Annotated in this window: 24 protein-coding genes; 13 read left to right on the forward strand and 11 right to left on the reverse strand. The window is 64.4% G+C overall.

Annotation, left to right across the window (positions count from 1 at the left end):
• Positions 1 to 80: 80 nt before the first annotated feature.
• Positions 81 to 599: a homoprotocatechuate degradation operon regulator HpaR gene (gene hpaR / locus QA649_RS31925; RefSeq protein WP_283020683.1), complete on the reverse strand. Its 519-nt coding sequence runs from the start codon at positions 597 to 599 to the stop codon at positions 81 to 83.
• Between the two features lie 111 nt (positions 600 to 710).
• Between hpaR and hpaH the strand changes: the two genes are divergently transcribed.
• From hpaH to QA649_RS31955, 6 genes are all read left to right on the forward strand, one after another.
• Positions 711 to 1517, forward strand: a complete 807-nt coding sequence (gene hpaH / locus QA649_RS31930) for a 2-oxo-hept-4-ene-1,7-dioate hydratase (RefSeq protein WP_283020684.1) — start codon at positions 711 to 713, stop codon at positions 1515 to 1517.
• Positions 1518 to 1548: 31 nt separating this feature from the next.
• Positions 1549 to 1947, forward strand: a complete 399-nt coding sequence (locus QA649_RS31935) for a 5-carboxymethyl-2-hydroxymuconate Delta-isomerase (RefSeq protein ID WP_283020685.1) — start codon at positions 1549 to 1551, stop codon at positions 1945 to 1947.
• Positions 1940 to 3478 carry a 5-carboxymethyl-2-hydroxymuconate semialdehyde dehydrogenase gene (gene hpaE, locus QA649_RS31940; RefSeq protein ID WP_283020686.1) on the forward strand — a complete coding sequence of 513 codons (1539 nt, stop codon included), beginning with the start codon at positions 1940 to 1942 and terminating at the stop codon, positions 3476 to 3478. Before QA649_RS31935 ends, hpaE begins: the two co-directional genes overlap by 8 nt.
• A 111-nt stretch (positions 3479 to 3589) precedes the next feature.
• The gene (hpaD, locus tag QA649_RS31945; protein ID WP_283020687.1) at positions 3590 to 4573 is read left to right on the forward strand and encodes a 3,4-dihydroxyphenylacetate 2,3-dioxygenase; all 984 of its coding nucleotides are present in this window, start codon (positions 3590 to 3592) and stop codon (positions 4571 to 4573) included.
• A 73-nt stretch (positions 4574 to 4646) separates the two neighbouring features.
• Complete coding sequence (locus QA649_RS31950) at positions 4647 to 5516, forward strand: fumarylacetoacetate hydrolase family protein (RefSeq protein ID WP_283020688.1); 870 nt, start codon at positions 4647 to 4649, stop codon at positions 5514 to 5516.
• 25 nt (positions 5517 to 5541) lie between these two features.
• On the forward strand, positions 5542 to 7167 hold the full coding sequence (locus QA649_RS31955) for a thiamine pyrophosphate-dependent enzyme (protein ID WP_283020689.1): 1626 nt from the start codon (positions 5542 to 5544) through the stop codon (positions 7165 to 7167).
• A gap of 115 nt (positions 7168 to 7282) precedes the next feature.
• Here the strand turns inward: QA649_RS31955 and alkB are convergent, their stop codons facing one another.
• The 4 genes from alkB to QA649_RS31975 form a co-directional block, all read right to left on the reverse strand.
• Positions 7283 to 7936, reverse strand: coding sequence for a DNA oxidative demethylase AlkB (gene alkB / locus QA649_RS31960; RefSeq protein WP_283020690.1), 654 nt, complete (start codon positions 7934 to 7936; stop codon positions 7283 to 7285).
• Positions 7937 to 7945: 9 nt separating this feature from the next.
• Complete coding sequence (locus QA649_RS31965; RefSeq protein WP_283020691.1) at positions 7946 to 8692, reverse strand: 2OG-Fe(II) oxygenase; 747 nt, start codon at positions 8690 to 8692, stop codon at positions 7946 to 7948.
• 197 nt (positions 8693 to 8889) lie between these two features.
• The gene (locus QA649_RS31970; protein WP_283020692.1) at positions 8890 to 9576 is read right to left on the reverse strand and encodes a DUF2848 domain-containing protein; all 687 of its coding nucleotides are present in this window, start codon (positions 9574 to 9576) and stop codon (positions 8890 to 8892) included.
• A complete protein-coding gene (locus QA649_RS31975; RefSeq protein ID WP_283020693.1) occupies positions 9569 to 10918 on the reverse strand; it encodes an amidase in 1350 nt (449 codons plus the stop codon). The genes QA649_RS31970 and QA649_RS31975 overlap by 8 nt, the downstream gene beginning before the upstream one ends.
• 192 nt (positions 10919 to 11110) lie before the next feature.
• On the opposite strand from QA649_RS31975, the gene QA649_RS31980 reads away from it, so the two are divergent.
• The 4 genes from QA649_RS31980 to QA649_RS31995 all read left to right on the forward strand — a co-directional run bounded on the left by QA649_RS31980 (position 11111) and on the right by QA649_RS31995 (position 14969).
• Positions 11111 to 11524, forward strand: coding sequence for a Zn-ribbon domain-containing OB-fold protein (locus tag QA649_RS31980; protein WP_283020694.1), 414 nt, complete (start codon positions 11111 to 11113; stop codon positions 11522 to 11524).
• A gap of 4 nt (positions 11525 to 11528) precedes the next feature.
• Positions 11529 to 12668: a thiolase gene (locus QA649_RS31985; protein ID WP_283020695.1), complete on the forward strand. Its 1140-nt coding sequence runs from the start codon at positions 11529 to 11531 to the stop codon at positions 12666 to 12668.
• A gap of 106 nt (positions 12669 to 12774) precedes the next feature.
• Complete coding sequence (locus QA649_RS31990; protein WP_283020696.1) at positions 12775 to 13689, forward strand: SDR family NAD(P)-dependent oxidoreductase; 915 nt, start codon at positions 12775 to 12777, stop codon at positions 13687 to 13689.
• A gap of 113 nt (positions 13690 to 13802) precedes the next feature.
• On the forward strand, positions 13803 to 14969 hold the full coding sequence (locus QA649_RS31995) for an SMP-30/gluconolactonase/LRE family protein (RefSeq protein ID WP_283020697.1): 1167 nt from the start codon (positions 13803 to 13805) through the stop codon (positions 14967 to 14969).
• Positions 14970 to 15023: 54 nt separating this feature from the next.
• On the opposite strand, the gene ppc is transcribed toward QA649_RS31995, so the two are convergent.
• Complete coding sequence (gene ppc / locus QA649_RS32000) at positions 15024 to 17831, reverse strand: phosphoenolpyruvate carboxylase (protein ID WP_283020698.1); 2808 nt, start codon at positions 17829 to 17831, stop codon at positions 15024 to 15026.
• A 1114-nt stretch (positions 17832 to 18945) separates the two neighbouring features.
• Between ppc and QA649_RS32005 the strand changes: the two genes are divergently transcribed.
• Positions 18946 to 19359, forward strand: coding sequence for a hypothetical protein (locus tag QA649_RS32005; protein ID WP_283020699.1), 414 nt, complete (start codon positions 18946 to 18948; stop codon positions 19357 to 19359).
• A gap of 94 nt (positions 19360 to 19453) precedes the next feature.
• Here QA649_RS32005 and QA649_RS32010 read toward each other — a convergent pair whose 3' ends face one another.
• Positions 19454 to 19984 (reverse strand): DUF2380 domain-containing protein, encoded by a 531-nt coding sequence (locus tag QA649_RS32010; protein WP_283020700.1) that lies wholly within the window; start codon positions 19982 to 19984, stop codon positions 19454 to 19456.
• A 365-nt stretch (positions 19985 to 20349) separates the two neighbouring features.
• Here QA649_RS32010 and QA649_RS32015 point away from each other — a divergent pair, with 365 nt between their 5' ends.
• Positions 20350 to 21003 (forward strand): DUF1629 domain-containing protein, encoded by a 654-nt coding sequence (locus QA649_RS32015; RefSeq protein WP_283020701.1) that lies wholly within the window; start codon positions 20350 to 20352, stop codon positions 21001 to 21003.
• A 210-nt stretch (positions 21004 to 21213) separates the two neighbouring features.
• Here the strand turns inward: QA649_RS32015 and QA649_RS32020 are convergent, their stop codons facing one another.
• The 4 genes from QA649_RS32020 to QA649_RS32035 form a co-directional block, all read right to left on the reverse strand.
• Positions 21214 to 21396 (reverse strand): hypothetical protein, encoded by a 183-nt coding sequence (locus tag QA649_RS32020; RefSeq protein ID WP_283020702.1) that lies wholly within the window; start codon positions 21394 to 21396, stop codon positions 21214 to 21216.
• A 186-nt stretch (positions 21397 to 21582) separates the two neighbouring features.
• Positions 21583 to 21987, reverse strand: a complete 405-nt coding sequence (locus tag QA649_RS32025; protein WP_183240804.1) for a YccF domain-containing protein — start codon at positions 21985 to 21987, stop codon at positions 21583 to 21585.
• 228 nt (positions 21988 to 22215) lie between these two features.
• Positions 22216 to 23760, reverse strand: coding sequence for an acyl-CoA synthetase (locus QA649_RS32030; RefSeq protein WP_283020703.1), 1545 nt, complete (start codon positions 23758 to 23760; stop codon positions 22216 to 22218).
• Between the two features lie 135 nt (positions 23761 to 23895).
• Positions 23896 to 24705: a crotonase/enoyl-CoA hydratase family protein gene (locus QA649_RS32035; protein WP_283020704.1), complete on the reverse strand. Its 810-nt coding sequence runs from the start codon at positions 24703 to 24705 to the stop codon at positions 23896 to 23898.
• 105 nt (positions 24706 to 24810) lie between these two features.
• On the opposite strand from QA649_RS32035, the gene QA649_RS32040 reads away from it, so the two are divergent.
• A complete protein-coding gene (locus QA649_RS32040; RefSeq protein ID WP_018648063.1) occupies positions 24811 to 25683 on the forward strand; it encodes an SDR family oxidoreductase in 873 nt (290 codons plus the stop codon).
• Positions 25684 to 25859: the final 176 nt, after the last annotated feature.

Genomic DNA, 25859 nt, shown 5'->3' on the forward strand with positions numbered 1-25859 from the left:
CGATCGGCCTGGGCGGCACTTTGAGCGAAAAAATGCGGCCATGTCCATGACAGTTGCCGCGCGGGAGCGCATATCTGCTGTCACTCCTCGGCACTTGCCTCGTTGCCGGCGCCGAGCTCCGCAAGACTCTGTTCGAGCTCGCCGAGCATCTCCTGCAATTCAGCGAGCTTGCGGGCGCCGAAGCGGCTGGTGATCTCGGCGTAGATCGCCTCCGACGTCGGCGCCACGGAGGCCATCAGCTTGACGCCCTCCTTCGAGATCGAGACCATGCTGCGGCGCTGGTCCGCCTTCGCCGTCTTGCGCTCGATCAGGTTGCGCGCCTCGAGGTCGCGCAGGATGCGCGACAGGCTCGGCCCGAGCAGGAACGCGGTGCGCGCGAGTTCCGTGACCTCGACGGCCTCGATGGAGGCCAGCGCGCGCAGGATGCGCCATTGCTGCTCCGTCAACCCATGCTCGCGCAGCGAGGGACGGAACTGCCGCATCACCGCCTCGCGCGCCCTGAGCAGCGACATCGGCAGCGAGCGCGAGAAGTCGCGCATCGGCACTTGCCGCGCGGCAGGCGCGCTTCCATTGGTGGGATCAGCCGGTCTCTTGCTCATGACGCCCCTTCAGACCGCGAAACGGTTGCAGTGCAGCAATCTCAAATTCTGTTTGACGCATTCACTTAACATGTTAAGTATCTCCGGGCACCACGATTTGTAAGATCACGAATGGCGCTTTCCAACGACGATATCCAGGCTTGCGCGAGGCGTCTGCACCAGGCGGAGAAGACCCGCACGCAGATCCGCCAGCTCTCGCAGGATTTCCCAGAGATCAGCATTGCCGATGCCTACGCGATTCAGAAGGCCTGGGTCGACGTCAAGATCGCGGAGGGGCGCATCGTCAAGGGCCACAAAATCGGCCTGACCTCGAAGGCGATGCAGAGCGCGCTCAATATCGACGAGCCGGATTCCGGCGTGCTGCTCGACGACATGTTCTTCGCCGATGGCGGCCTCGTTCCAACCGAGCGCTTCATCGCGACGCGCGTCGAGGCCGAGCTCGCCTTCGTCATGAGCAAGCGGCTCACCGGACCCAACTGCACGATGTTCGACGTGCTCAACGCCACCGACTTCGTGGTGCCGGCGCTGGAGATTTTGGATACGCGGATCGAACGCGTCGATACCAAGTCCAAGGCAACGCGAAAGATTTTCGACACCATCGCCGACAATGCGGCGAATGCGGGCATCGTGCTCGGGGGGCGGCCGATCCGTCCCCTCGATGCCGACCTGCGCTGGATCGGTGCGCTCTGTTTCAAGAACGGCCAGCTCGAAGAGACCGGCCTTGCCGCCGGCGTGCTCAATCATCCTGCGACGGCCGTGGCGTGGCTTGCCAACAAGATCGCGCCGCTTGAGCTATCGCTGGAGCCCGGTCAGGTCGTGCTCGCGGGGTCCTTCATCCGTCCGATCGAGACCCGCAAGGGCGACACAATCCAGGCCGACTATGGCGCCTACGGCTCGGTGAGCTGCTACTTCGCTTAACCGAACAAAAAAGACAGGGAGTGAAACCGCGATGCCGCATTTCACGATCGAATATTCGGCCAATCTCGACGGCCGCCTCGACATCGACACTGTGTGCGAGGTCGTGCGCAATGCGGCGGTGGAGACCGGCATCTTCCCGCTCGGCGGCATCCGCGTCCGCGCGATCCGCTGCGAGCATTATGCGATCGCGGACGCGCGGCAGGATTACGGCTTCCTCGACATGGTGCTGCGCATCGGCGAAGGCCGCGACCTTCCCACACGCCAGAAGGCCGGCGAGCATGTCTTCCAGGCACTCTCAAAGCATCTCGATCCCGTCTTCGCCGCCAGCAAGTTCGCTCTGTCGTTCGACATGCAGATCAACGACAAGGACACCAGCTGGAAGCGCAACAACATCCACGACGCCCTGAAAGTGGAGGCCGCCCATGGATAAGCCCGCCCCGAAAGCCGATGTGTTCCAGGCCAACCGCGATCGCGTCGCGCCGCTGCTGAAAACGCTGCGCGCGGACGGCATCGGCCACATGATCGACGGCAACACCGTCGCCTCGATCTCCGGCGAGACCTTTGAGACCAGATCGCCGGTCGATGGCGCCGTGCTCGCCAGCGTCGCGCGCGGCAATGCGGAGGATATCGATCGCGCGGCCACCGCCGCTGCGCTCGCGTTCAAATCCTGGCGCGACATGGGCCCGGCGATGCGGCGCAAGCTGCTGCATCGGGTGGCTGATGCGATCGAGGACAATGCCGACGACATCGCCGTGCTCGAATGCATCGACACCGGACAGGCCTACCGCTTCATGGCCAAGGCCGCGATCCGCGCCGCCGAGAACTTCCGCTTCTTCGCGGACAAATGCGCGGAGGCGCGCGACGGCCTCAACACGCCGAGCGACGAGCACTGGAATATCTCGACGCGCGTGCCGATCGGCCCGGTCGGCGTGATCACGCCGTGGAACACGCCGTTCATGCTCTCGACCTGGAAGATCGCCCCGGCGCTCGCAGCCGGCTGCACCGTCGTGCACAAGCCCGCCGAATGGTCGCCGGTGACGGCTTCCATTCTGGCAAGGCTCGTCAAGGAAGCCGGCGTGCCCGACGGCGTGCTCAACACCGTGCACGGCTTTGGCGAGGAAGCCGGCAAGGCGCTGACCGAGCATCCCGCCATCAAGGCGATCGGCTTCGTCGGCGAGAGCGCGACGGGCTCGGCGATCATGGTTCAGGGCGCGCCCACGCTGAAGCGCGTGCATTTCGAGCTCGGCGGCAAGAACCCCGTGATCGTATTCGACGATGCCGACCTCGACCGCGCGCTCGATGCCGTCGTGTTCATGATCTACTCGCTCAACGGCGAGCGCTGCACGTCATCCAGCCGCCTGCTGATCCAGCAGAGCATCGCTGACAAGTTCATCGAGAAGCTGACGGCGCGCGTCAAGGCGCTGAAGGTCGGCCATCCCCTCGATCCCGCCACCGAGATCGGGCCACTGATCCACGAGCGTCACCTCGCAAAGGTCTGTTCCTATTTCGACGTCGCGCGCCAGGACGGTGCGACGATCGCCGTCGGCGGCAAGGCCTATGACGGCCCGGGCGGCGGACACTATGTCGAGCCGACGCTGGTAACAGGCGCGCACGGCAAGATGCGCGTGGCGCAGGAGGAGGTGTTCGGGCCATTCCTCACGGTGCTGCCGTTCAAGGACGAAAAGGATGCCATCGAGATCGCCAACGACATCCGCTATGGCCTCACCGGCTATGTCTGGACCAACGATGTCGGCCGTGCGCTGCGTGTCGCCGATGCGCTGGAGGCCGGCATGATCTGGCTGAACTCGGAAAACGTCCGTCATCTGCCGACGCCGTTCGGCGGCATGAAGGCCTCAGGCATCGGCCGCGACGGCGGCGACTACTCGTTCGACTTCTACATGGAAACCAAGCACGTCTCGCTGGCGCGGGGCACGCACAAGATTCAGAAGCTGGGAATCTAGGGAAACGGTCATTCCGGGGCGTGCGCAGCACGAGCCCGGAACCTCGAGATTCCGGGTTCGGTCCTGACGGACCGCCCCGGAATGACGGGGGCCTAACGAGGGGAAACGCACATGCCCGTACCGCAACACGTCTTCGAGCCGCCGTTCAACATCATCCGCTCCAGCCACGTCGTGCTCGACGTCACCGATCTGAAGCTGAGCCGCGAGTTCTACGAAACCACCGTCGGCATGCATGTCGAGGATGCCGACGACAAGGTCGTTTACCTGCGCGCGGCGGAGGAGCACCAGCATCACTCGCTGGTGCTGCGGAAAGCGGCCGCACCGGCCTGCGCCCGGCTCGGCTTCAAGGTCGGCAACGAGAAGGATCTCGACAAGGCCGCCACGTTCCTCTCCGAGAACGGCCTCGCTTACGCCTTCGTCGACCAGGCCTTCCAGGGCCGCACGCTTCAGTTCACCGATCCGTTCGGCTTCCAGATCGAGCTCTATGCGTCGATGGACCGGCGGCCGCATCTGCTCCGCCGCTACGACCTCTACCGGGGCTGCCACCCGCAGCGGCTCGACCATTTCAACGTCTTTGCCGCCGAGGTGCAGGACACCGTCGATTTCTACGCGCGGCTCGGCTTCCGCCTCACCGAATATGCCGAGGAGGACGGCCCGAACGGGCGCATCGCCGCGGCCTGGATGCATCGCAAGGGCAACGTCCACGATTTCGCGATCACCAACGGCAAGGGCCCGCGGCTGCACCATTTCGCCTACTGGACGCCGACGGCGATGAACATCATCCATCTCTGCGACGTCATGGCCTCGCAGGGCTTCGTCAAGAACATCGAGCGCGGCCCGGGCCGTCACGGCATCTCGAATGCGTTCTTCCTCTACGTGCGCGACCCTGACGGCCATCGGCTGGAGCTCTACACCAGCGACTATTTTACGGGCGATCACGACCACGAGCCGCTGCGCTGGTCGCTGCGCGATCCGCGCCGCCAGACGCTGTGGGGCGCGCCTGCGCCGCGTTCCTGGTTCGAGCAGGGTTCGCCGTTCAGCGGGCAAGCCGTGCGCGAGCCGAAATTCGTGGCCGACGTGCTGGTGGCGGATTGATGCGGGTTACCGAGCAAAACTCTCTCCCGTCGTCCCGGCGAAAGCCGGGACAACGCAAGATAATGAGCTGCCTATGAAACTCCCTCGCCTCGCCACGTATTCCGTCAAGGGTGACATCAGCTACGGCGCCGTCCTGGAGGGCGGCATCGTCGATCTCTCCGCGCGCTACGCCAAGGACTATCCCACGCTGCGCGAGGTGATCGCGGCCGACAAGCTCGTGAGCCTTGCCGAGCAAGCCGCAGGCCGTGCGCCGGATCACGCGCTCACTGAGATCACCTGGCTGCCGCCGGTGCCGGCGCCGGAAAAGATCATCTGCATCGGCGTCAACTATCCCGACCGCAACGCCGAGTACAAGGACGGCCAGGACGCGCCGAAATACCCGAGCATGTTCATGCGGAGCCCACGCTCCTTCGTCGGCCATGACACGCCGCTGGTGCGTCCGCGCGCATCCGCCCAGCTCGACTATGAGGGCGAGATCGTGCTGGTGATCGGCAAGCAAGGCCGGCACATTGCGGAAAGCGCGGCACTCGACCACATCGCAGCACTCACGCTCTGCAACGAAGGCTCGGTGCGAGACTGGCTGCGCCATGCCAAGTTCAACGTCACCCAGGGCAAGAATTTCGATTCCAGCGGCAGCCTCGGCCCGTGGCTCGTGCCTTACACGAAGGAGTCCCAGATCGCCGACATCCGGCTCACCACGCATGTCAATGGCGAGCTCAGGCAGGACGACCGGACCAGCCGGCTGATGTTTCCGTTCCGCTATCTCATCAGCTATATCTCGACCTTCGCGACGCTCGTCCCCGGCGACGTCATCGTCACGGGCACGCCGACCGGCGCAGGTGCGCGGTTCGATCCGCCGCGCTACCTCAAGCCGGGCGACGTCATCGAGGTCGCGGCCGAGGGCATCGGCTCCTTGCGCAACGGCGTCGTCGACGAAGCCTGACCAACAACGAAAGTGGAATAGTGCAATGACCACCCTCACCGGCGGCGAAGCGATCGTAAGCGGGCTTGTCGCCCACGGCGTCGACACCGTGTTCGGCCTGCCCGGCGCGCAAATCTACGGCCTGTTCGACGCCTTCCACCAGGCCCAACTCAAGGTGATCGGCGCGCGGCACGAGCAGGCTTGCGGCTACATGGCGTTCGGCTATGCGCGCGCCAGCGGTCGGCCCGGCGTGTTCAGCGTGGTGCCCGGCCCCGGCGTGCTCAACGCCAGCGCGGCGCTGCTCACCGCCTATGGCTGCAACGAGCCGGTGCTGTGCGTCACCGGCCAGGTGCCGACGCAATTCCTCGGCAAGGGCCGCGGCCATCTCCACGAGATGCCGGACCAGCTCGCGACCTTACGCACCTATGTGAAATGGGCCGACCGCATCGAAACACCCGGCAACGCGCCGACCACCGTCGCGCGCGCCTTCCAGGAGATGACCTCGGGGCGGCGCGGCCCCGCCTCGGTCGAAATGCCCTGGGACATCTTCACCCAGCGCGCGGACACCGCCGCGGCAAAGGTGCTGGAGCCCCTGCCCGCGCCGCTGCCCGATCCTGATATGATCAAGCAGGCAGCCGCGTTGATCAAGGCGAGCAAGGCGCCGATGATCTTCGTCGGCAGCGGCGCGATCGATGCAGGCGAGGAGATCCTCGAGCTTGCCGAGATGATCGATGCGCCCGTGGTCGCCTTCCGTAGCGGCCGCGGCATCGTCTCCAATGCGCATGAGCTCGGCCTCACCATGGCCGCCGCCTACAAGCTGTGGCCGAACACCGATCTCATGATCGGCATCGGCACGCGGCTGGAGCTGCCGACCATGTCCCGCTGGCCGTATCAGCCGGCTGGCCTGAAGAGCATCCGCATCGACATCGATCCGGTCGAGATGCGGCGGTTCTCGTCCGACACCGCGATCGTCGCCGATGCCAAGGCCGCGACCGCCGATCTCGCCGCCGCCGTCAGCAAGGTGGGTTACAGCAAGACCGCCGGCCGCCGCGGCGCGATCCGCGAGGCCACCGCGAGCGCACAAGCCGAGATCCAGCGCGTCCAGCCGCAGATGGCGTATCTCAACATCCTGCGCGAGGTGCTGCCGGCGAACGCGATCGTGACAGATGAATTGTCGCAGGTCGGCTTCGCTTCCTGGTACGGCTTTCCGATCTACCAGCCGCGCACCTTCATCACCTCAGGCTATCAGGGCACGCTCGGCTCGGGTTTCCCGACCGCGCTTGGCGCCAAGGTCGCGAACCTCGACAAGCCTGTGGTCGCCATCACCGGCGACGGCGGCTTCATGTTCGGCGTGCAGGAGCTTGCCACCGCCGTGCAGTTCAACATCGGGGTGGTGACGCTGGTGTTCAACAACAATGCCTACGGCAATGTCCGCCGCGACCAGCGCGAGCGTTTTGATGGCCGCGTGGTGGCGTCGGACCTCGTCAATCCGGATTTCGTCAAGCTCGCGGAGTCGTTTGGTGTTGCGTCTGCGCGCGTGACGGCGCCGGACCAGTTCAAGGCGGCGATGGAGAAGGCGCTCGCGCATGGCGGGCCGTATCTGATCTCGGTCGAGGTGACCAGGGATTCCGAAGTCAGCCCGTGGGCGTTCATCCACCCGCCGAAGCCTTAGTTTCTGTCATTCCGGGGCGCGCGTAGCGCGAACCCGGAATCTCGAGGTTCTCAGGTGCGCAAGTGCGCACCATAGTTCGATGCTTCGCATCGCCCCGGAACGACTACGCCAAACGTTACCGCGTCCTGCGGAACGTCAGATTGATCCGCTTCCGTCCCAGCAGCGCATGCTCGCCTTCGGCGAGCGGCGCGACGCCGTGATAGGCGAGCCTGCTCGGCCCGCCCCAGACCACGACATCGCCATGCACCAGCCGGAACCGCCGCGGCTTGTCGGCGCGCGCGAGGCCGCCGAACAGGAAGGTCCCGGGCAGGCCGAGCGAGACCGACACGATCGGTGCCGAATAATCCAGCTCGTCCTTGTCCTGATGCAGCGACAGCCGCGTGCCCGGCTCGTAACGATTGACGAGGCAGGCATCGGGCGAAAAGCCGGCAAAACCGCCCTGCTCTGCCGCGCGGCGGGCGAGATCGCAAAACACCGGCGGCATCGCCGGCCATGGCGCGCCGGTTCGCGGATCGATCGGATCATAGCGATAGCCGGTGTGATCGGTGATCCAGCCGCGCTCGCCGCAATTGGTCATGGCCACCGACATCTGGTAGCCGCCGGGCGTGGTCATGCGCCGGAACGGCGACTGCGTCACAATGGCGCGCACGGCGTCGATCAGCTCGCCTTCGATCGGCCTGACGAAGCCACGCAGCAGCACGGCACCGTCCGCGATCTCCTCGCGCGACGGCTGCGCCTCGGCAACGCTGTCGAACAAATCAGCCGTCAATGGCTCCGCTCATTTGGCATCATGGAAGATCACACCCAGGGTGTGGCGCTGGCCGGATCTGATACGGCTGACACCATGGCGGAGATTAACGCGGTAGGTGCCGCGTGTCCCCTGCACCGGGCGGTGATGCACAGCGAAGGCGACTGCGTCGCCCTGCGCGAGCGGCACCACCTCCGCGCGCGACTGCATGCGCGGGCGCTGCTCGGTCAGCACGAACTCGCCGCCGGTAAAATCGCGGCCCGGTTCGGACAAGAGTGTAGCGACCTGGATCGGGAACACGTGCTCGCCGTAGAGGTCCTGATGCAGGCAGTTGTAGTCGCCCGCCTCATACTGCAGCAGCAGCGGCGTCGGCCGCGCCTGTCCCGCCTCGTGGCAACGCTTCAGGAACGCCGCATGCGCCGTGGGATAGCGGATGTCGATCCCCATCGCCTCGTTCCAGCGATTGGCGACGGCTTGAAGATGCTCATAGAGCGCCGGGCGGAGCTCTGCGATCAGATCGGGCAGCGGATAGGAGAAGTATTTGTACTCGCCGCGGCCAAAGCCATGGCGGCCCATGACGATGCGGCTGCGGAAGTGCGCGTCGTCCGGGTAGAGCGCGGCGATGACGCGACATTGGTCGGGCGTCAGGAGGCTCTTCAGGACGGCGCAGCCCTGGGTGTCGAGTTCGGCGGTGATCTGCGGCCAGTCGAGAGTGTCGACGTGGGCGGCGAGGTCAGCGGATGGCTTCTGGGGCGATTTGCGTGCTGTTGCTGTCATGGCTGCGACCTTCGCAAAGCAGACTCGCCCTCCGCCACCCGATTTCCGATGACTATCTCCCCGTCATTGCGAGCCAACGGGTCCGCGCGAAGCGCGGCCCGATGACAGGCTCCGCGAAGCAATCCAGGATCCCTCCGCGGAACCAGTCTGGATTGCTTCGTCGCAAGGGCTCCTCGCAATGACGGCGGGGAGACGGTTCAGCCCCTCACCGGCAACGTCGTCACGTCATAGCCGTGCCTGATCATCCGCTTCAGCACGGGGTCTTCTAGCTCGAAGTCGAAGCGCTCCGCCGGGCGGATGCCGCCCTTGGCCGCAAACGTGCCGCCGAACATGGCGCAGCCGTCGGGGAACTTCTCACCCTCAAAACCGCGCGCGATGAGGTCATTGACCGGTAGCATCGCATCGAGCGTGCCCTCCTGATAGAGCACGCGCTCGCCCTTGATCGTCGCGTAGGAGCGCAGGATCATCTTGTCCCAATGACCGATGACGTCCTCGAGCTCCCACAGCGTCGCGGCGATTGGCTTGTCGCACATCTGCTTGGAGACCGTGACGTTGTAGGCCTCGACCTTGCGGTCGGTGTGGTCGGAGCCGCAGCCGACGAAGATGCGGCCCTGCCAGCCGATCAGCACGAACTCGACTTCACCGGAGGAATCACCGCCGGTGCATTCGATGCGGTCTTCCTGCGTCAGCCGCCGCGCCGAGGCGCGATAGTAGATCGGCGTCGAGGCCGGCGGGGCGATGCCCATCTCCTGCAGCTCTTTGATGTGCTTGTCGCGGGCGACGGGATCGCGGCCGGTCCAGCCGGCGATGACCATCTGGTCGATCGCCAGCGTCAGCGGCGTGGTGGTGTCCTGGGCATCGACGGTGAAAGTGAGATCAAACACGAATGACGGCCTCCATGCCGGCAGCAAGTTCAAAGATACGGCGGTCCGAGCCGCCCGCGCCCGCCAGCATCAGGCCGACCGGGACGTCGCCCGCGCGATGCGCGGGCAGCGAGATGGCGCAGCCGTCGATCATGTTGATGAGGGTGCAATTGCGCAGCGCGCGCAGGTTCTGGGTGGTGAACGCCTTGTCGTCGGCGAGATCGGCGATCTTCGGCGGCGTGTTGGCGGTGGTCGGCAGCACCAGGGCGTCATAGGGCGCGATGCGCGCGTTGACGCGGGCGATCAGCGAGCGGCGCTCGTTGAGGAGATCGATGTAGTCGGCCGCGCTCTGCGCCTCGCCGCGCATGATGCGGACGAACACGCGGGGATCGTAGACGTCGCCCTTGGCCGCGATGAGATAGCGGTGCCAGGCGTAGCTCTCCGAGGCCGCAAAGCCGCCCTTCGCGTTCATCGGGCCGATATCGTGGAATTCGGACATCTCGCTCCGCTCGATGATGGCGCCATGGTCGGCGAGCGTCTTCAGCACCCGCTCGAAGGTCTCGGAGACCTCCGCGTCGAGATCGTCGAGCGCGATCGTGGTCGGCACCGCGAGCCGCATGCCCTTCACGGGGCGCGGCTTCAGCGGTTTGACCGGCTCGTTGGCGAGCACGGCATCGAGAATGGCACAGCAGCTGACCGATCGCGCCAGCGGCCCGATGCTGTCGAGCGAGAAGGACAGCGGCACCGCGCCGTCCAGCGGCACGCGGCGCTGCGTCGGCTTATAACCGACGATGCCGTTATAGGCCGCAGGGATGCGGCAGGAGCCGCCCGTGTCGGTGCCGAGCGCGCCATGCGCCATGCCGTCGAGCACGGACACCGCAGCGCCCGAGGAGGAGCCGCCGGGCACATGGCCCTCGGCCCGGTTCCAAGCCCCCTTCGGCGTGCCGTAATGCGGATTGATGCCGATGCCGGAATAGGCGAACTCGGTCATGTTGGTGCGCCCGATCAGCACGAAGCCGGCCTTGCGCAGGCGCGCGACCGCCGCCGCATCGTGCTCCGCCGGATCGGAATCGTCGAGCGCACGGGAGCCGGCGCGCGTCGTCTGCCCCTTGATGTCGAAGAGATCCTTGATCGAGATGGGAATACCGGCATAGCGCGAGGGCGCCGCCTTGACCTTGCGCAGGGCATCCATGGCGTCGGCGGTGGTCAGCGCGGCATCCTTGTCGACATGGATGAAGGCACGCTGCCCCTCGCCTGAGGGATCGGCGATCCTGGCGATGCACGCTTCCACCAGCTTGCGGGAGGTGGTGCGGCCGCTTTCGAGGTCTTCGGCGAGCTTCGCCAGCGTCGGAAAATCGGGCATGTCTGTCTCACGGAATATTGGCGCGCGCAATCTATAGCGCTGGCTCAGTTCGACACAAGCATTGTGCGCATGATGGCATGCATGCGCATTGCTGGACCGTTGACGCGCCATGGTCGATTGTCGCATCAAGATCGAAACAGGCGGGCGTGAAGCCCGTTCCTTGTCAGAAGAAGCTCTGGGAGGTTTTCCGACATGGCCGAACCGCAGCGGGCGCGACCGAAACCGACGCCGGAGACCCAGCATTTCTGGGACGGCACCAAGGCAGGCGAATTGCGCCTGCAGCGCTGCGACGCCTGCGCGCACGTCTATTTTCCGCCGCGCCCGTTCTGCCCATCCTGCGCCTCGCGCAAAGTCTCTGTCTTCAAGGCGAGCGGCAAGGGCTTTCTCTACAGCTACGTGATCAATCACCGCCCCGCCGCACCCGGCTTCACACCGCCTTACGCGATCGCGGTGGTCGAGCTCGCCGAGGGGCCGCGGATGATGAGCAACATCATCGACTGCCCGCAGACGCCCGAAGCGCTGGAGCTCGACATGAAGCTCGAGGTCGCCTTCCAGGTACTGGACGACAAGATCACCCTTCCCGTGTTCCGTCCGGCGAAGGGGTAAGGCCATGCGCAGGAACCAGGTTGCCGTCGTCGGTGCGGCCGAGACCACCGAGCTCGGTGTCATCCCCAACGCCTCCCAGCTCCAGCTTCACGCGGATGCGGCGCTCAATGCCATCGCCGACGCCGGGCTGAAGCTCTCCGACATCGACGGCTTTGCCACCGCGGTCGAGACACCTCAGCAGGTCTGCCACTATCTCGGCATCAAGCCGACCTGGGTGGACGGCACCTCGGTCGGCGGCTGCTCGTTCATGCTGCACGTCCGCCACGCGGCCGCCGCGATCGAGGCCGGCCTCTGCAAGACCGTGCTGATCACCCATGCCGAGAGCGGCAAGTCGATGATCGGCAAGCTGCCGCGCTCGATCCCCGCCGACAGCCTGCAGGGCCAGTTCGAGGCCCCCTACGGCGTCTACGGCCCGCCCAGCATGTTCCCGATTCCCGTACTGCGCTTCATGAAGACCTACGGCATCACGCACGAGCAGCTGGCTTCGGTTGCGGTGGTGCAGCGGGAATGGGCCGCGAAAAATCCGCGGGCAATGATGAAGGACCCGATCACGGTCACTGATGTCCTCAACTCGCGCATGATCGCCTATCCGTTCCGGCTTCTGCAGTGCTGCCTCGTCACCGACGGCGGCGGCGCGCTGATCCTGACCTCGGCGGACAGGGCCAGGGATTTTCCGCGCAAGCCCGTCTACATCATGGGCACCGGCGAGAGCGTCGAGACGCCGATGGTCAGCCAGATGGAGACGTTCAATTCCTCGCGCGCCTTCAAGGTCGCAGGGCCCCTGGCGTTCAGGGAAGCCGGCATCGCGCACAAGGACGTCGATCATGTCATGATCTACGATGCGTTTGCGCATCTGCCGCTGTTCGGGCTCGGCGACCTCGGCTTCATGCCGTATGAGGAAACCGGCCGGTTCATCGCGGACGGCAACACGCGGCCCGGCGGCAAGCTGCCGCTCAACACCAATGGCGGTGGCCTGTCCTACATGCATTCCGGCATGTACGGCATGTACGCGCTTCAGGAGAGCGTGCGCCAGATGCGCGGGATTGCACCGGCGCAGGTGCCGAATGCGAAGATTTCAGTGTGTCACGGCGTCGGCGGTATGTTCGCGGCGAGTGGCACCATCGTGTTTACGAACGAGAGGTGAAGCACCGTCATTCCGGGGCGCGCGCAGCGCGAACCCGGAATCTCGAGATTCCGGGTCTGGTGCTTCGCACCATCCCGGAATGACGGACACAACAGGAGGCACCCACATGAGCAAATCACTGCAAGACAAGGTCATCATCGTCACCGGCGCAGGCCGCGGCATCGGGCGCGAGATCGCGCTCTTGTGCGCCGGCGAAGGCGCCAAGGTCGTCGTCAACGATCCCGGCGGGGCTTCCGACGGCGCCGGCTCGAACGCTGCGCCGGCGGAAGAAGTGGTCGAGGAGATCAAGAAGCGCGGCGGCACTGCCGTCGCCAATTTCGAGTCGGTGGCTGAAGCGATCCCCGCCAGCAAGATCGTGAAGACCGCAACCGATCATTTCGGCCGGCTCGACGGCGTCGTCAACAATGCCGGCATTTTGCGCGACATGATCTTCCACAAGATGAGCGTGGAGGCGTTCGAGGCCGTCATCAAGGTGCATCTGATGGGCTCGTTCTACGTCAGCCACGCAGCCGCGCGCATCTTCCGCGAGCAGGAAAGCGGCTCCTTCGTGCATTTCACCTCGACCTCGGGCCTGATCGGCAATTTTGGCCAGGCCAATTACGCCGCCGCCAAGCTCGGCATCGTCGGGCTATCGAAGTCGATCGCGCTCGACATGGGCCGCTTCAACGTCCGCTCCAACTGCGTCTCGCCGTTCGCCTGGACCCGCATGATCGGCACCATCCCGACCGAGACCGACGCCGAGAAGGCGCGCGTCGAGAAGATCAAGCAGATGGGACCGGAGAAGATCGCGCCGCTCTGCGGCTATCTGCTCGGCGATTCCGCCAAGGACGTCACCGGCCAGATCTTCGGCGTGCGCATGAACGAGATCTTCCTGTTCAGCCAGAACCGGCCGATCCGCTCGGTGCAACGGAGCGAAGGCTGGACGCCGCAATCGATCGCCGAACACGGCATGCCGGCATTGAAGGGCTCGTTCTACAAGCTCGACCGCTCCGCCGACATCTTCACCTGGGATCCCGTCTAGTCGGTCCCGACTTTGCTGCATTGCGATCTCCGGTTGCCCGGCCGGGGATCGCCCGCTTTACGCCCGATTGCCAGCGGATGGTTTCCTCCCAAACAAAAATATGGGAGGCGACTATGACGAAGCCACTGACCATTTCTGCCGAACCCGGCGAGCCCTTTCTCGCACGCCGCACCCTGTTGAAGGGCGCGGCGGCCGCAGTTGCGGCGACGGGCGTTACCGTGAACGCGACCTTGGCGGCCTCCGTCGCGCCCTTGGGCCAGACGGGCGCGCCGACGAGATCGACCGCGCCATTGCCCCTGGGACCACTGCCGGGGAGCCGCTACCCTGACTCCCACCTGGAATCCGCCAAAAAGGGACCGCCGTCATTCGGGCCCCCCGGTTTTCCGGCCTTCGCCGGCACCATGGCCGTCGAGCGCGTCGCCACCGGCTTTCGCTGGGCTGAGGGACCGGTGTACTTCCCAGCCGGACGATACCTGTTGTTCAGCGACATTCCGAACAACCGCATCATGCGCTTCTCGGAGGATGACGGTCACCTCAGCGTCTACCGCCAGCCCTCGATGAACTCGAACGGCAACACCATCGATCGCGAAGGACGCCTGATCACATGCGAGCATAGCGGCCGGCGCGTGACGCGGACCGAACTCGACGGCTCGATCACCATCATTGCGGACAAATTCAACGGCAAGCGACTGAATTCGCCCAACGATGCGGTCGTCACCGCCGATGGTGCGATCTGGTTCACCGATCCCGCCTACGGCATCGGCGGCTTCTACGAGGGTATCAAAGCCGAACCCGAGCAGGAGAAGAAGAATGTCTACCGGGTCGATCCGAAGTCCGGAGAGGTCAAGGTCGTCGTCGACGATTTTGTCGAGCCCAACGGGCTCGCCATCTCACCCGACGAGAAGAAGCTCTACATCTGCGACACCGGCTTCACCGATGGGCCGGACAACCCATCCCATATCCGCGTGTTCGACCTCGACGTGGCCGCCGGGAAGGCATCGAACAGCAAGGTCTTCGCCGATATGCCAAAACCGAGCATCACCGACGGCGTCCGCTGCGACACCGAAGGTCGGGTCTGGTGTTCGGTCGGCTGGGGCGACACCAACGAAGACGGCGTGCGCTGCTATACGGCATCGGGCGAATTGCTCGGCAAGATCCATATTCCGGAGACCGTGGCGAATCTGTGCTTCGGCGGCCAGCAGCGAAACAGGCTTTATATTTGCGGCTCGACATCGCTCTATGCCGTCTACACCAGTGTGCAGGGCGCGATGAAGCCTTGACCGAATAGCGGGTGGGGTAGCGAACAGCGGGCGGCGCCCGCCTGTTCGCTATCCCTACCCCGTATTCCTCAATCCCGCCGAGATGCCGTTGATCGTCAGCTGAATCCCGCGCAGCACCTGCTCGTCGGGATTCTGCGCGCGATGCTCTTTCAATAGCTCGACCTGCACGTGGTTGAGCGGGTCGAGATAGGGGAAGCGGTGGCGCACCGAGCGCTCCAGCAGCGGGTTGCCCTGGAGCAGCCGGTCCTGGCCCATGATGTCGAGCAGCGTCTCGATGCAGGAATGCCATTCGCGGCGGATGCGGCCGAAGATTTTTTCGCGCAAGGCTTCGTCAGGCACGAGCTCGGCATAGCGCGAGGCGATCGCGATCGAGCTTTTCGCGAGCACCATGTCCATGTTCGACAACAGCATGCGGAAGAACGGCCATTCCTTGTAGAGCTCTTTCAGGAACGGCATGCCCTGTTGCGGATGCTCCGCGATCCACTGCTCGACCGCGCTGCCAAAACCGTACCAGCCCGGCAGCATCAGGCGGCATTGCGCCCATGAGAACACCCAGGGGATCGCGCGAAGGTCCTCGATCGCGCGGGTCTTCTTGCGTGAGGCCGGGCGGCTGCCGATGTTAAGCGTCGCGATCTCATTGATGACTGTGGAGGCCCAGAAGTAATCGACGAAGCCTTCGGTCTCGTAGACGAGGCCGCGATAGGCCTTGAAGGCGAGATTCGAAAGCTCGTCCATCGCGACCAGATATTCGCGGCGCGGCGCGCTCTGGCGCGGATGCAGCAGGCTTGCTTCGAGCGTCGCGGCGGCCAGGATCTCCAGATTATTCCGGCCGACTTCGGCGTTGGAATATTTCGACGAGATGATCTCGCCCTGCTCGGTGATGCGGATCTGGCCGTTCACAGCGCCGCCAGGCTGCGCGATGATGGCGTCATAGCTCGGCCCGCCACCGCGGCCAACCGAGCCGCCACGGCCGTGGAACAGGCGCAAACGGACGTGGTGACGCTCGAACACTTCGACGAGGCCGATCTCGGCCTTGTAGAGCTCCCAGCCCGAAGTGACGAAGCCGCCATCTTTGTTCGAGTCGGAATAGCCGAGCATGACCTCCTGCACGCTGCCGCGGCTGTCGACGAGGCGGCGGTAATCGTGCAGCGACAGCATGCGGTCCATGATGCCGCTGGAGGCCTGCAGATCCTCGATGGTCTCGAACAGCGGCACGATGTTGATGGCGCTGCGCCCGGAGGGATGGACGAGGCCGACCTCCTTCAAGAGCACCGCGACCTCGAGCATGTCGGACATGCCCTTGCACATCGAGATGATGCATTGGGGAATGGCGTCCGAGCCGAACTTCGCATGCGCCTCCGCGGCCGCATGGAAGACATTGAGCTCGCCCATGGTCTCGTCGCTGTATTTGACGAAGGGCGAGACCAGCGAACGCGTCGAGCGCAGCTCGTTGGTGAGCAGCGAGATGCGCGCCTCCTCGCCGAGCGCGAGATAGGACATGCCGGGATTGGCGGCGTCCATCAGCTCGGCAATGGTGCGCTCGTGAACCGCCGAGTTCTGGCGGATGTCGAGCCGCGCCAGATGGAAGCCGAAGCAATCCACCGCGCGGCGGAGCAGCCGCAGCCGGCCGCGGGCGATGACGCGGGCGTTGTTGGAAATCAGCGAACGGTGCAGCACGTCGAGATCGGCCTGCAACTCCCTTACGCTCTCGTAAGGCCTGCCCTTGCCGACCGGCCGGCGCGTGATCTCGACCTCGAGCGCTTCGGCCGTCGCGGTGAGGCGCGCATAGATGCCTGACACGGCGAGGCGATAGGGCTCGCCGCTCCGGTGCGGTGAAGTGTCCGGCGAGCGCTCCGCCAGCGTGCGCAGCTCCTCGGATACGTCGGCCAGGTGGGCCGCGATCGACAGTTCCGCGCCGAGCACGTGCAGCTCGTTCAGATAGAACTGCATCACCCGGCTCGACTGCAGCCGCAGCGTGCCGCGCATGACGTCGGCGGTGACGAAGGGATTGCCGTCGCGGTCGCCGCCGATCCAGCTGCCCATGCGCAGGAACGAGGCGAGCTCGCCCGCCGCCTGCTCGCCCTCTTCCAGCCGATCTTCCAGCACGTTGACGAGCCGCGGCACCTCGCGCAGGAAGGTGTAGTCATAGAACGACAGGCCGTTGCCGACCTCATCGAGCACGGTGAGCTTGGTCCTGCGCAGGAGGTTGGTCTGCCACAGCGTCAGCACCTCGCGGCGGAGCTGCTCGTCGCTGGCGGCGGCCTCGTCCGCGGTCAGCGCGACGCGCTCGCGGCGATCGAGCAGGCCAGCGATCTCCATCTCGCGGTCCATGGTGCTCTTGCGGCGGACCTCGGTCGGGTGCGCGGTCAGGACCGGGCTGACGAGCGCGGTCTTGAAGAAAGTGCGGAGCTGGTCGGGGCCGATGCCCGCCGCCTTGGCGTGCGCCAGCGTCTCCGCCAGCACGCCGGAGCCGCCGCGCGCTCCAGTCTCCCTGGCGGCGCTGCGGGCACGCATCTGACGGATGTTGTTCTGGTCCTCGGCGATGTTGGCAAGGTGGGAGAAATAACTGAAGGCGCGCACGATCCGCACCGTCTCGGAGGTCGACATGCTGTCGAGGATCTGCTCGAGCTCCCGGCGGGCGAGCCGGTCCTCGTCGCGGTGGAACCGGATCGAGGTCTGCCTGATACGCTCGACCAGGTCGAACACATCGGCCCCCTCCTGGTCGCGCACCGTGTCGCCCAGGATGCGCCCGAGCAGACGGATGTCGTCGCGCAGCCGGGCATCCGCTTCCAGCGCCTGGGCGTCCTCAGGGCGGTTGGGGCGATGCTCAGTGGCGTCGGATGGTATGGTCTGGAGGGACATGGCTCGCTCCCCTTCTCGCGCCCTTGGCGGCCCGGTCCAGCCGAGTGTGCGATATTTTTCTGCCGCAGTGCAAGATGAACTTGGTGGCGGCGCGGCAGGATGGCTGACCGTGGCGGGATGGATAGAGAAGCGCACACCTTCGCCTTCTCGCGGCGCAAGCGCCCGAAGCTTTGCTGGCCGTTTCACCCTCTTCGAGAAGAGAGGGCGCAGGGAAGGCCGGGCGCCGGCTGGCACCCAAGGTCCGCACGCGAGAAACGCACGCGGGGTGACCACAGGTGATGCCGGACATCCCGGCCTTCCCTGCGCGAAAGGTTTTACGGCTTATGGCGCGCTCTCCCCGGGGAGCGATGCACTATTGCCCCCGTCGCCTTGCGGATCACTGATGCGCGCGCCCGGTCGGGCCGCTTCACCACCGCAAGCCTTGACGCACAGACCCCGGGCGTCAGGACCACACGCTTTCGCCGTCCGCGGACGTCCCCCCCAAACATCCGGAAGCTCGCGCGTGCTCGCCCCCGAAGCCGAAAGGAAACGCTGTGACAGCGCCGTGTCGATCGCGCGGATCGTGATGGCTCACGAGGGTTGCCCGCCCTGCCACCCCGTCACGCGCCGGCGCTGCCGCGTCCATCGCATCCCGGCCTACGTATCGTGACGATCGCGAAACGTCCCTTTGACGGGCCGGGATGGATTGCGGTTTAACCGAAGATGAAAATTCGGTCAATCGGAATATTTTACGCGACATCTCTTGACCTGCATGTGGCGTGTTTTGCCCGTCGGGCAACGCGAGGCATCGCATCCGTGGCAACGGCTGAGCACCGCAGTGCCGGACGTAGACCGATGTCCGCTCCGCCACAAAGAGCGGCCCCAGCGGCGCTCGCCCCTCTGTTCGCCTTTGGGCCAGAAGCTGACGCTCGACCGGCAGTGCCGCAAGGGCAGCTATGGGCCAATTTCTGCCTTAAACAGGCGCGGCAAAACATGCCAGTGCATGCTCCGGCGAATGCTGTCGGTCCACGCCTGGGCGGGGTCAACGCTACGCCGGTGAACCAGAAAGTCCGTGACGCGACAGAACACCATGGATTCGGAAGACCTTTGATTGGAAGATGGACGGAGCCGACCCGTGAAATTTTTGCTGAGAATCATGCTTGCAGCCGCCCTCGTGAACCTTGCTCCAGTCGTCGCCGCGGCGCCGAAGAACGCCGTCGCTTCTCCTGCGTTGCAGAAGGAATTCGATGACTTCATCGAGAAGTTTCGCGCGGCGCTGAGAACAAACGATTCCGCCGCCGTCGCCGGTATGACACGATTGCCGTTCATGAACGACAGCGCAATTCGCGACGCCGCGCAATTTCGCGCCAAGACCTATGCGAGCTCGTTCACGGCGAAAAATCGCGCGTGTATCCAGCGCGGCAAGGCCATCTACGATCGCGATCAATACAAGAATGACTCTTACTTCGTCTTCTGCGGCGAGCTTATCTTCGTCTTTACCAAGACGCCGGCCGGGTTCCTTTTTACGGATATCAGCGTGAACGACTGATCAGGCAACAATGCTATCCACTGCCGCCGAATGTATGATCGGTCGCCGCGCTCAGCGGCATATTGGGTATAGCAACCTAGGCGTCGCGCGTAGCCTATTGCTGCGATCTGCTTTCAAGCAGCCGGGCGCGGACCTCTTCAGATACAAAGCGCTCCGCCCGCTGCCATGCCTCGTCATTGTCGCCGCGGAACTGGAAGTATTTCCGGAACACGACGCGCTGGGATGTTACATCGATGGCAGCAGTCCTCGCTATCTGCACCAGCGTGCTCATTTTGTGAACGATACCGATGATCAGAATCTGCGTGCCGGCCTGTGACGCCGCGCGCAGCCGATCGCGCAACGCCGGTCCGTCGGTCGGACAATTTGATGCGCAGGGCGACGGCACCAGCTCAAAGCGGCGGTCTGCCGTGACGTCGTCCCGCAGCGCGGTCATGAAAGCCCGCAATCGCTTTTCATGCGCGGCCGTCTGATCGGTGGGCTCATTCGACGTGTCGATATAAATGAAATCGTCGACGGAGACAGCCAGCGCGTGGCCGGCGGTCGCGGCAGATGCATCTGAGACGAGGTTGGATCCCAGGAACAGACCGGCTGTGGTAACAGCGCGCAAGAGGAAGCCGTGGCGCATGGCGATGGCTCGATCTCCCCTCTACTGAGGCCATCTTAGAAGATCGTTCTTTCTGCCTCCTGTCGAATTAATCCTTGGTAACGCTAGGCGCCCGCCCATGGCGGCGTTGTTCGCAGCGGGTCAAAGCGCCGCTTTGACTGTCGGCCGGTCACTTCTGATCTACCCCGACCAGCAGACATGCGCAGTGTGTGACGGCATGTCTCAATCGGGCCAACAGCGGGCGCTCGAACGGTCGGAGGCAGATGCGGACGGCGGTAAAACGAGGGTTGGGTTGTATCGATTTAACAACTTTTAGTTTACACTTGCTGGTGCAGTCTCTTGGTCAACACGACAACTCAATTCATTCAGCAGTTCGGAGGCGTTTGATGGTTTACGCTCTGGGATCGCTGCCCACGCTGGGACACTATTCCAACCAAGAGACGCTCGACGGCGACGTGTTCAAGATCGAAGTGGCGGACAAGACGCCGGATGCCGGGTTCGACGCGAATACGGCCGCCACCTATCCGGCTCGCCAAGGTCGCCCGATCCTGCCGGACCACGTCTTCACCAAGGTGGAGTGGCAGGAAAGCGGTCCGGTGCCGGACGTCGAAACGGTGCGTGGCTTGCTCGTAGTGTCCGATCGTTTTCGCGAGATCGTCGAAAAATTCGAGCCGGGTGTCCATCAATTCCTACCGCTCGACTATGTCGATGGTCATGGAGCTGTTCTCGCCAAGCGGCACGTCTTCGTTGCATGCAACCGGATTGACAGTGTTGATCGCGCGCATACGACGATGATTCTATCTAAGGGACTTTGGGTTCCGGCGCGCGATTTAGTTAGGCGGAAGCAAGAAATTCCGCCCGGAATTGATGTCAATGCTGAGCCGAAGCTCGTCTTCAATAACGCGCAGATCGGCGGCAGGCATGCGTGGAGCGATATCTTTCTGCCCCTCTATGGCCCCTACCTATCCGACCCTTTGGCCATGGCTCTCGAGGCCGAGCAGTTTACCGGCATTGCGCTGGGAAAACAGGAATCGGTCTGATGGTCTCCACCGACCTTAGCACAGACACTCTGGGCGAGGTCCGCTTTGGGTCAAAAGCTGACAACGCCCCCGCCCCGTGCGACTTCCGCTCTACCCATCCTTGCTACCAGCCACGAGTTCGCCCTACGCCGGCACGATCACCTTGCCGATCGGCCAGAGCGCGATCCCAGCGAGCTTCAGATGGGCCCAGCGCGTAGGATGGGTTGAAGCTTACTTTTTTGGCAGCAGCCCCAAGACGAACCATTGAGCCGGAAAAAGGGGAAAGAACAGCGCTCCCCAGAGGAACCAAATACGCTTAGAGCGGCCCCTCTCTGCCGCGAAGTTGGCCGTTACACGCCCGCACCAGAACATCAACCCGATGACGACCAAGCTAAACGTGATCGAGGCGAGCATGGGTGGCTCCTGCCGACAGGTCTCTTGCCGTACCATACAAGACTTGGCATCGCGGCGCGATAACACCCGCATGAACGTGGTCAGTGCGTAGGATGGGTAGAGCCCTTGCGAAACCCATCATGCTTCGTCATCGGCGGACGGCTTGATGGGTTTCGCTGGCGCTCTACCCATCCTACGATCCGCACCTCACGCCGGCACGATCACCTTGCCGATCGGCCAGAGCGCGATGCCGGCGAGCTTCAGATGGGCCCAGGCAAAGGGAATGCCGATGATGGTGATCGCGAGCACTAGCGCAGTCACGAGGTGGCCGAGCGCTAGCCACCAGCCGGCCAGCACGAACCAGATGATGTTGCCGATCACCCCGAGCGGGCCGGTGCCGATATCCTCGACACCGGTAACCTCGTAGCGGCTGACCGCTCGCGAGCCGAATGGCAGCAGCGTGTAGACGGCGATGTTGAACGCCGCCCGCGCCCAGGGTAGGCCGATGATGGTGACGGCCATGATGACCGCGGCCACCAGCCAGCCGAACGCCATCCAGGCGCCGCCGATGAGGATCCAGAGGATGTTGAGCAGGATGGAGACGGGGGTCATGGCATGATCCGCAAGAGGATGACGCCATCCATATAGGATCGAAATCTGTCCCTGCTAAGACGCCTCAATGCCCGCAAGACGTAGCCCGGATGGAGCGAAGTCTCGTAGAGTGGGCAAAGGCGCCCTTGCGCCGTGCCCACGATCTGTCTCCGTAAGCGAATTTGGTGGGCACGCCTCCGCCCTCGCTCTTCGAGCGACGGCGGACGCTTTGCCCACCCTACGATATCGTCAGATCTTCCGGCCCGCCTGCTCCCAATAGGGATCGCGCAGGCGGCGCTTGAAGATCTTGCCGGAGTCTTCGCGCGGCAACCCGGTGCGGATCTCGATGTGCTTGGGCACTTTGTAATCCGCCAGCGAAGTCTTCAGCCGTGCGCGGACATCGGCGGCACCGAGCGTGACGCCGGCTTGCGGCTCGACCACGGCCATCAGCGCTTCCCCGAATTCGGCATCGGGGATGCCGAACACCGCACAATCGTGCACGCCGGGGACCGCGTGCAGCACGGATTCGATCTCGGCCGGATAGATGTTGACGCCCCCTGATATCACCATGTCGCGCTTGCGGTCGCAGATGAAGACGTAGCCGTCTTCGTCGATATAGCCGACATCGCCGGAGGTGATGAAGCCGTCGCGGTCGATCTCGGCGCGCTTCTCCGGCTTGTTGTGGTAGGTGAAGTCGGCAAGCTCGGCCATGCGGGAATAGATCTCGCCGATCTCGCCCACGCCGAGCACGCGGCCCTCCTCGCCGATGAAGCGCAGCTCGGCGCCGGGCGAGATCCTGCCGACGGTGCCGGGCTTCTTCAGGGCGTCCTCGGAGGTCGCGAAGGTCACGGCGCTGGATTCGGTCGAGCCGTAGAATTCGTAGATCACCGGCCCCCACCATTCGATCATGGCGCGCTTGACGTCGGCCGGGCACGGCGCGGCGGCGTGGATGACGTGGCGCAAGGAAGAGACGTCGTACTTCCTGCGGACCCCCTCCGGCAGCTTCATCAGGCGGATGAACATGGTGGGCACCATGAAGATGGTGTCGATCTTGTATCGCTCGATCGCTTGCAGAAATTCCTCCGCCTCGAAGCGCGGCATCAGCACCAGCGCGCCGCCGAGCTTGCCGGCGCGGATGCCGAACGAGTTCGGTGCGGAATGATAGAGCGGACCGGGCAGCAGCGCGCGGGCGCCGGGCTTGAGCCCATAGATCATCGCGCGCATGCGTTCGCCGGCGGCTTGCTGGTCCGGCGTCGGCGCGTTGCGGCGCACGCCCTTGGGATGCCCTGTCGTGCCTGATGTGTAGATCATGTTCATGGGCTGCGGCACGATCGGGCCGTCATAGGGCTGCTGCTGGCCGAGCCAGGATTCGAAATCGATCGCGAAGTCCGGCGTCTTCAGATGATCGGAATCGATCTTGTAGTTGGACAGGATCTCCGGCGGGGTCGGGACGCTGAGGACGGTGACTCCCTCAGGAACCGCATCGCGCAAGGCGTGCAGCATGTCGGCATGCCCGATCAGCACGGACGTGCCGGTGTCGTTCAGGATGTAGTTGATCTCCTCCGGCTTGAAGTGCCAGTTGATCGGAACGCCATAGGCCCCGAGCCGCATCGCGGCATAGGCGGCTTCCAGGAAGGCGATGTCGTTGCGCATCAGCATGCAGACGCAATCGCCCTGGCGGACGCCGATTGTGGCGAGGCCGCTTGCGATGCGGTCGGCGCGATTGGTGACTTCGGTGTGGGAACGGCGGCGGTCGCCGGAGACGATGCCGAGGAAATTGGACGCTTCGCTCATCTTTATTTTCCGATCTTTCGTCGGGTTGTCGCAGTGTTGATAGCTGTCATTCCGGGGCGGTCCGTAGGACCGAACCCGGAATCTCGAGGTTCCGGGTTCGATGCTGCGCATCGCCCCGGAACGACGGCGAGATCATCAATCCGCAAACTTCGGCGCGCGCTTCTCCAGATTGGCCCGCACCGCCTCGGTCTGGTTCGCACTGCCGATCAGCTTCTGCTGCTCGACGGACTCTGCCAGCAGCGCAGGACCCGGATCGACCGAGAGATTGTTGAGCAAACGCTTCGCGGCACGGATCGCATCGGGGCTTTTTCCCGCGATCTCGCGCGCAACTTCGAGGGCGGCCGCGCGTGGATCATCGCAGATGCGCGTGGCGAGGCCGTAAGACATCGCTTCCTGCGCGGAGAAGATGCGGCCGGTGTAAGTGAGATCGCGCAGGATATCGTCGCGCACTAGCGAGGCCAGGATCGGCGTGCCCGCCATGTCGGGGACGAGGCCCCATTTGATCTCCATCACCGACATCCGCGCATCGGCGCTAAGGAACCGCATGTCGGCGCCGAGCGAGAGCTGGAAGCCGCCGCCGAAGGCGACGCCATGCACGGCCGCGATCACGGGAACCGGAAGCTGGCGCCATCCCCATACCGCGGCTTGCGGAAAGTTCGCCTGGCCGTGCGTGCGCTTGGTGAGGTCACGATTTTCGCCACCCGGAATTCCGTTGCCGCCCTTCTCCTTCATGGCGGCGAAACGCCCCATGTCGAGACCGGCGCAGAAGGCGCGGCCTTCGCCGGAGAGCACGACGGCGCGCACGCTCTTGTCCTTGGAAAGCCGGTCCGTTGCGGCCACAAGGGCCTCGAACATGGCCTGATCGAGCGCGTTCATCTTGTCCGCGCGCACCAGGCGCACGTCGGCGACGCCTTCCGAGATCGAGATCGAGACGCGCTCTTCCATGGATGAATTCTCCCCTGTTCTTGTTCGGTGCCGCTTTACAGAAAGCTGACGGCCGGATTTAGTCAATCGACCAATTAACTGACAATCGGTACGGGAGAAACAGCGATGTTCAAGGAAAATCTTCTGGCCGGACGGCGCATTCTCGTGACCGGCGGCGGCACCGGGCTCGGCAAGTCGATGGCGGCGCGCTTTCTGCAGCTCGGCGCCGAGGTCCATATCTGCGGCCGGCGCAAGATCGTGTGCGACGAGACCGCGACCGAGCTGATGGATCTCTATGGCGGCCGCGTCACCAGCCACGGCGTCGACATCCGCAACGCGCTCGCGGTCGACGAGATGATCGAGAACATCTTTCGCGATGGTCCCCTCACCGACCTCATCAACAACGCTGCCGGCAATTTCATCTCGCGCAGCGAGGAGTTGTCGCCACGCGGCTTCGACGCGGTCGCCAATATCGTCATGCACGGCACGTTCTACGTGACGCACGCGATCGGCAAGCGCTGGATTGCGTTGAAGCAGCCCGGCAATGTCGTGTCCATCACCGTGACCTGGGTGCGCAACGGCTCGCCCTACGTGGTGCCGTCGGCGATGAGCAAGTCGGCGATCCATGCCATGACGATGTCGCTCGCGACCGAATGGGGCCGCTACGGCATCCGCCTCAACACCATCGCGCCGGGCGAGATCCCGACCGAGGGCATGAGCAAGCGCATCAAGCCGGGCGATGAAGCCGGCGCGCGCACCAGGGCGATGAACCCGATGGGCCGTGTCGGCACCATGGAGGAGTTGCAGAACCTCGCCGTGTTCCTGATCTCCGGCGGCTGCGACTGGATCAACGGCGAGACCATCGCCATGGACGGCGCCCAGGCCCTCGCCATGGGCGGCAATTTCTACCAGCTCCGCGACTGGAGCGACGACGACTGGAAGACCGCGCGCGAGAGCATCATGGCGCAGAACGAGAAGGACCGGGCGAAGCGGGGGTGATGCGCCCACCGTAGTCGTCCTGGCGAAAGCCAGGACCCATTACCACGAATCCAGTTTGGCGAAGATTGGCCATGACCAGTCTTCGCCAAATTGCGTTTTGTGGCTATGGATCCTGGATCGGCGCTCCGCTTCGCTGCGCTTGTCCAGGACGACGAAGATTCTCAACCGTCGTCCCG

This window comes from Bradyrhizobium sp. CB1717, from assembly GCF_029714325.1.
In the GTDB taxonomy this organism is placed as follows: domain Bacteria; phylum Pseudomonadota; class Alphaproteobacteria; order Rhizobiales; family Xanthobacteraceae; genus Bradyrhizobium.

Coding starts and splice junctions, on each gene's coding strand:
- QA649_RS32035 (WP_283020704.1), bottom strand. CDS start 24,705: ATGGAAGAGCGCGTCTCGATCTCGATCTCGGAAGGCGTCGCCGACGTG.
- QA649_RS31990 (WP_283020696.1), top strand. CDS start 12,775: ATGAGCAAATCACTGCAAGACAAGGTCATCATCGTCACCGGCGCAGGC.
- QA649_RS32015 (WP_283020701.1), top strand. CDS start 20,350: ATGGTTTACGCTCTGGGATCGCTGCCCACGCTGGGACACTATTCCAAC.
- ppc (WP_283020698.1), bottom strand. CDS start 17,831: ATGTCCCTCCAGACCATACCATCCGACGCCACTGAGCATCGCCCCAAC.
- QA649_RS31955 (WP_283020689.1), top strand. CDS start 5,542: ATGACCACCCTCACCGGCGGCGAAGCGATCGTAAGCGGGCTTGTCGCC.
- QA649_RS31935 (WP_283020685.1), top strand. CDS start 1,549: ATGCCGCATTTCACGATCGAATATTCGGCCAATCTCGACGGCCGCCTC.
- hpaE (WP_283020686.1), top strand. CDS start 1,940: ATGGATAAGCCCGCCCCGAAAGCCGATGTGTTCCAGGCCAACCGCGAT.
- QA649_RS32025 (WP_183240804.1), bottom strand. CDS start 21,987: ATGACCCCCGTCTCCATCCTGCTCAACATCCTCTGGATCCTCATCGGC.
- hpaH (WP_283020684.1), top strand. CDS start 711: ATGGCGCTTTCCAACGACGATATCCAGGCTTGCGCGAGGCGTCTGCAC.
- QA649_RS31985 (WP_283020695.1), top strand. CDS start 11,529: ATGCGCAGGAACCAGGTTGCCGTCGTCGGTGCGGCCGAGACCACCGAG.
- QA649_RS31950 (WP_283020688.1), top strand. CDS start 4,647: ATGAAACTCCCTCGCCTCGCCACGTATTCCGTCAAGGGTGACATCAGC.
- QA649_RS32030 (WP_283020703.1), bottom strand. CDS start 23,760: ATGAGCGAAGCGTCCAATTTCCTCGGCATCGTCTCCGGCGACCGCCGC.
- hpaD (WP_283020687.1), top strand. CDS start 3,590: ATGCCCGTACCGCAACACGTCTTCGAGCCGCCGTTCAACATCATCCGC.
- QA649_RS32040 (WP_018648063.1), top strand. CDS start 24,811: ATGTTCAAGGAAAATCTTCTGGCCGGACGGCGCATTCTCGTGACCGGC.
- QA649_RS32010 (WP_283020700.1), bottom strand. CDS start 19,984: ATGCGCCACGGCTTCCTCTTGCGCGCTGTTACCACAGCCGGTCTGTTC.
- QA649_RS31975 (WP_283020693.1), bottom strand. CDS start 10,918: ATGCCCGATTTTCCGACGCTGGCGAAGCTCGCCGAAGACCTCGAAAGC.
- hpaR (WP_283020683.1), bottom strand. CDS start 599: ATGAGCAAGAGACCGGCTGATCCCACCAATGGAAGCGCGCCTGCCGCG.
- QA649_RS31995 (WP_283020697.1), top strand. CDS start 13,803: ATGACGAAGCCACTGACCATTTCTGCCGAACCCGGCGAGCCCTTTCTC.
- QA649_RS31965 (WP_283020691.1), bottom strand. CDS start 8,692: ATGACAGCAACAGCACGCAAATCGCCCCAGAAGCCATCCGCTGACCTC.
- QA649_RS32020 (WP_283020702.1), bottom strand. CDS start 21,396: ATGCTCGCCTCGATCACGTTTAGCTTGGTCGTCATCGGGTTGATGTTC.
- QA649_RS31980 (WP_283020694.1), top strand. CDS start 11,111: ATGGCCGAACCGCAGCGGGCGCGACCGAAACCGACGCCGGAGACCCAG.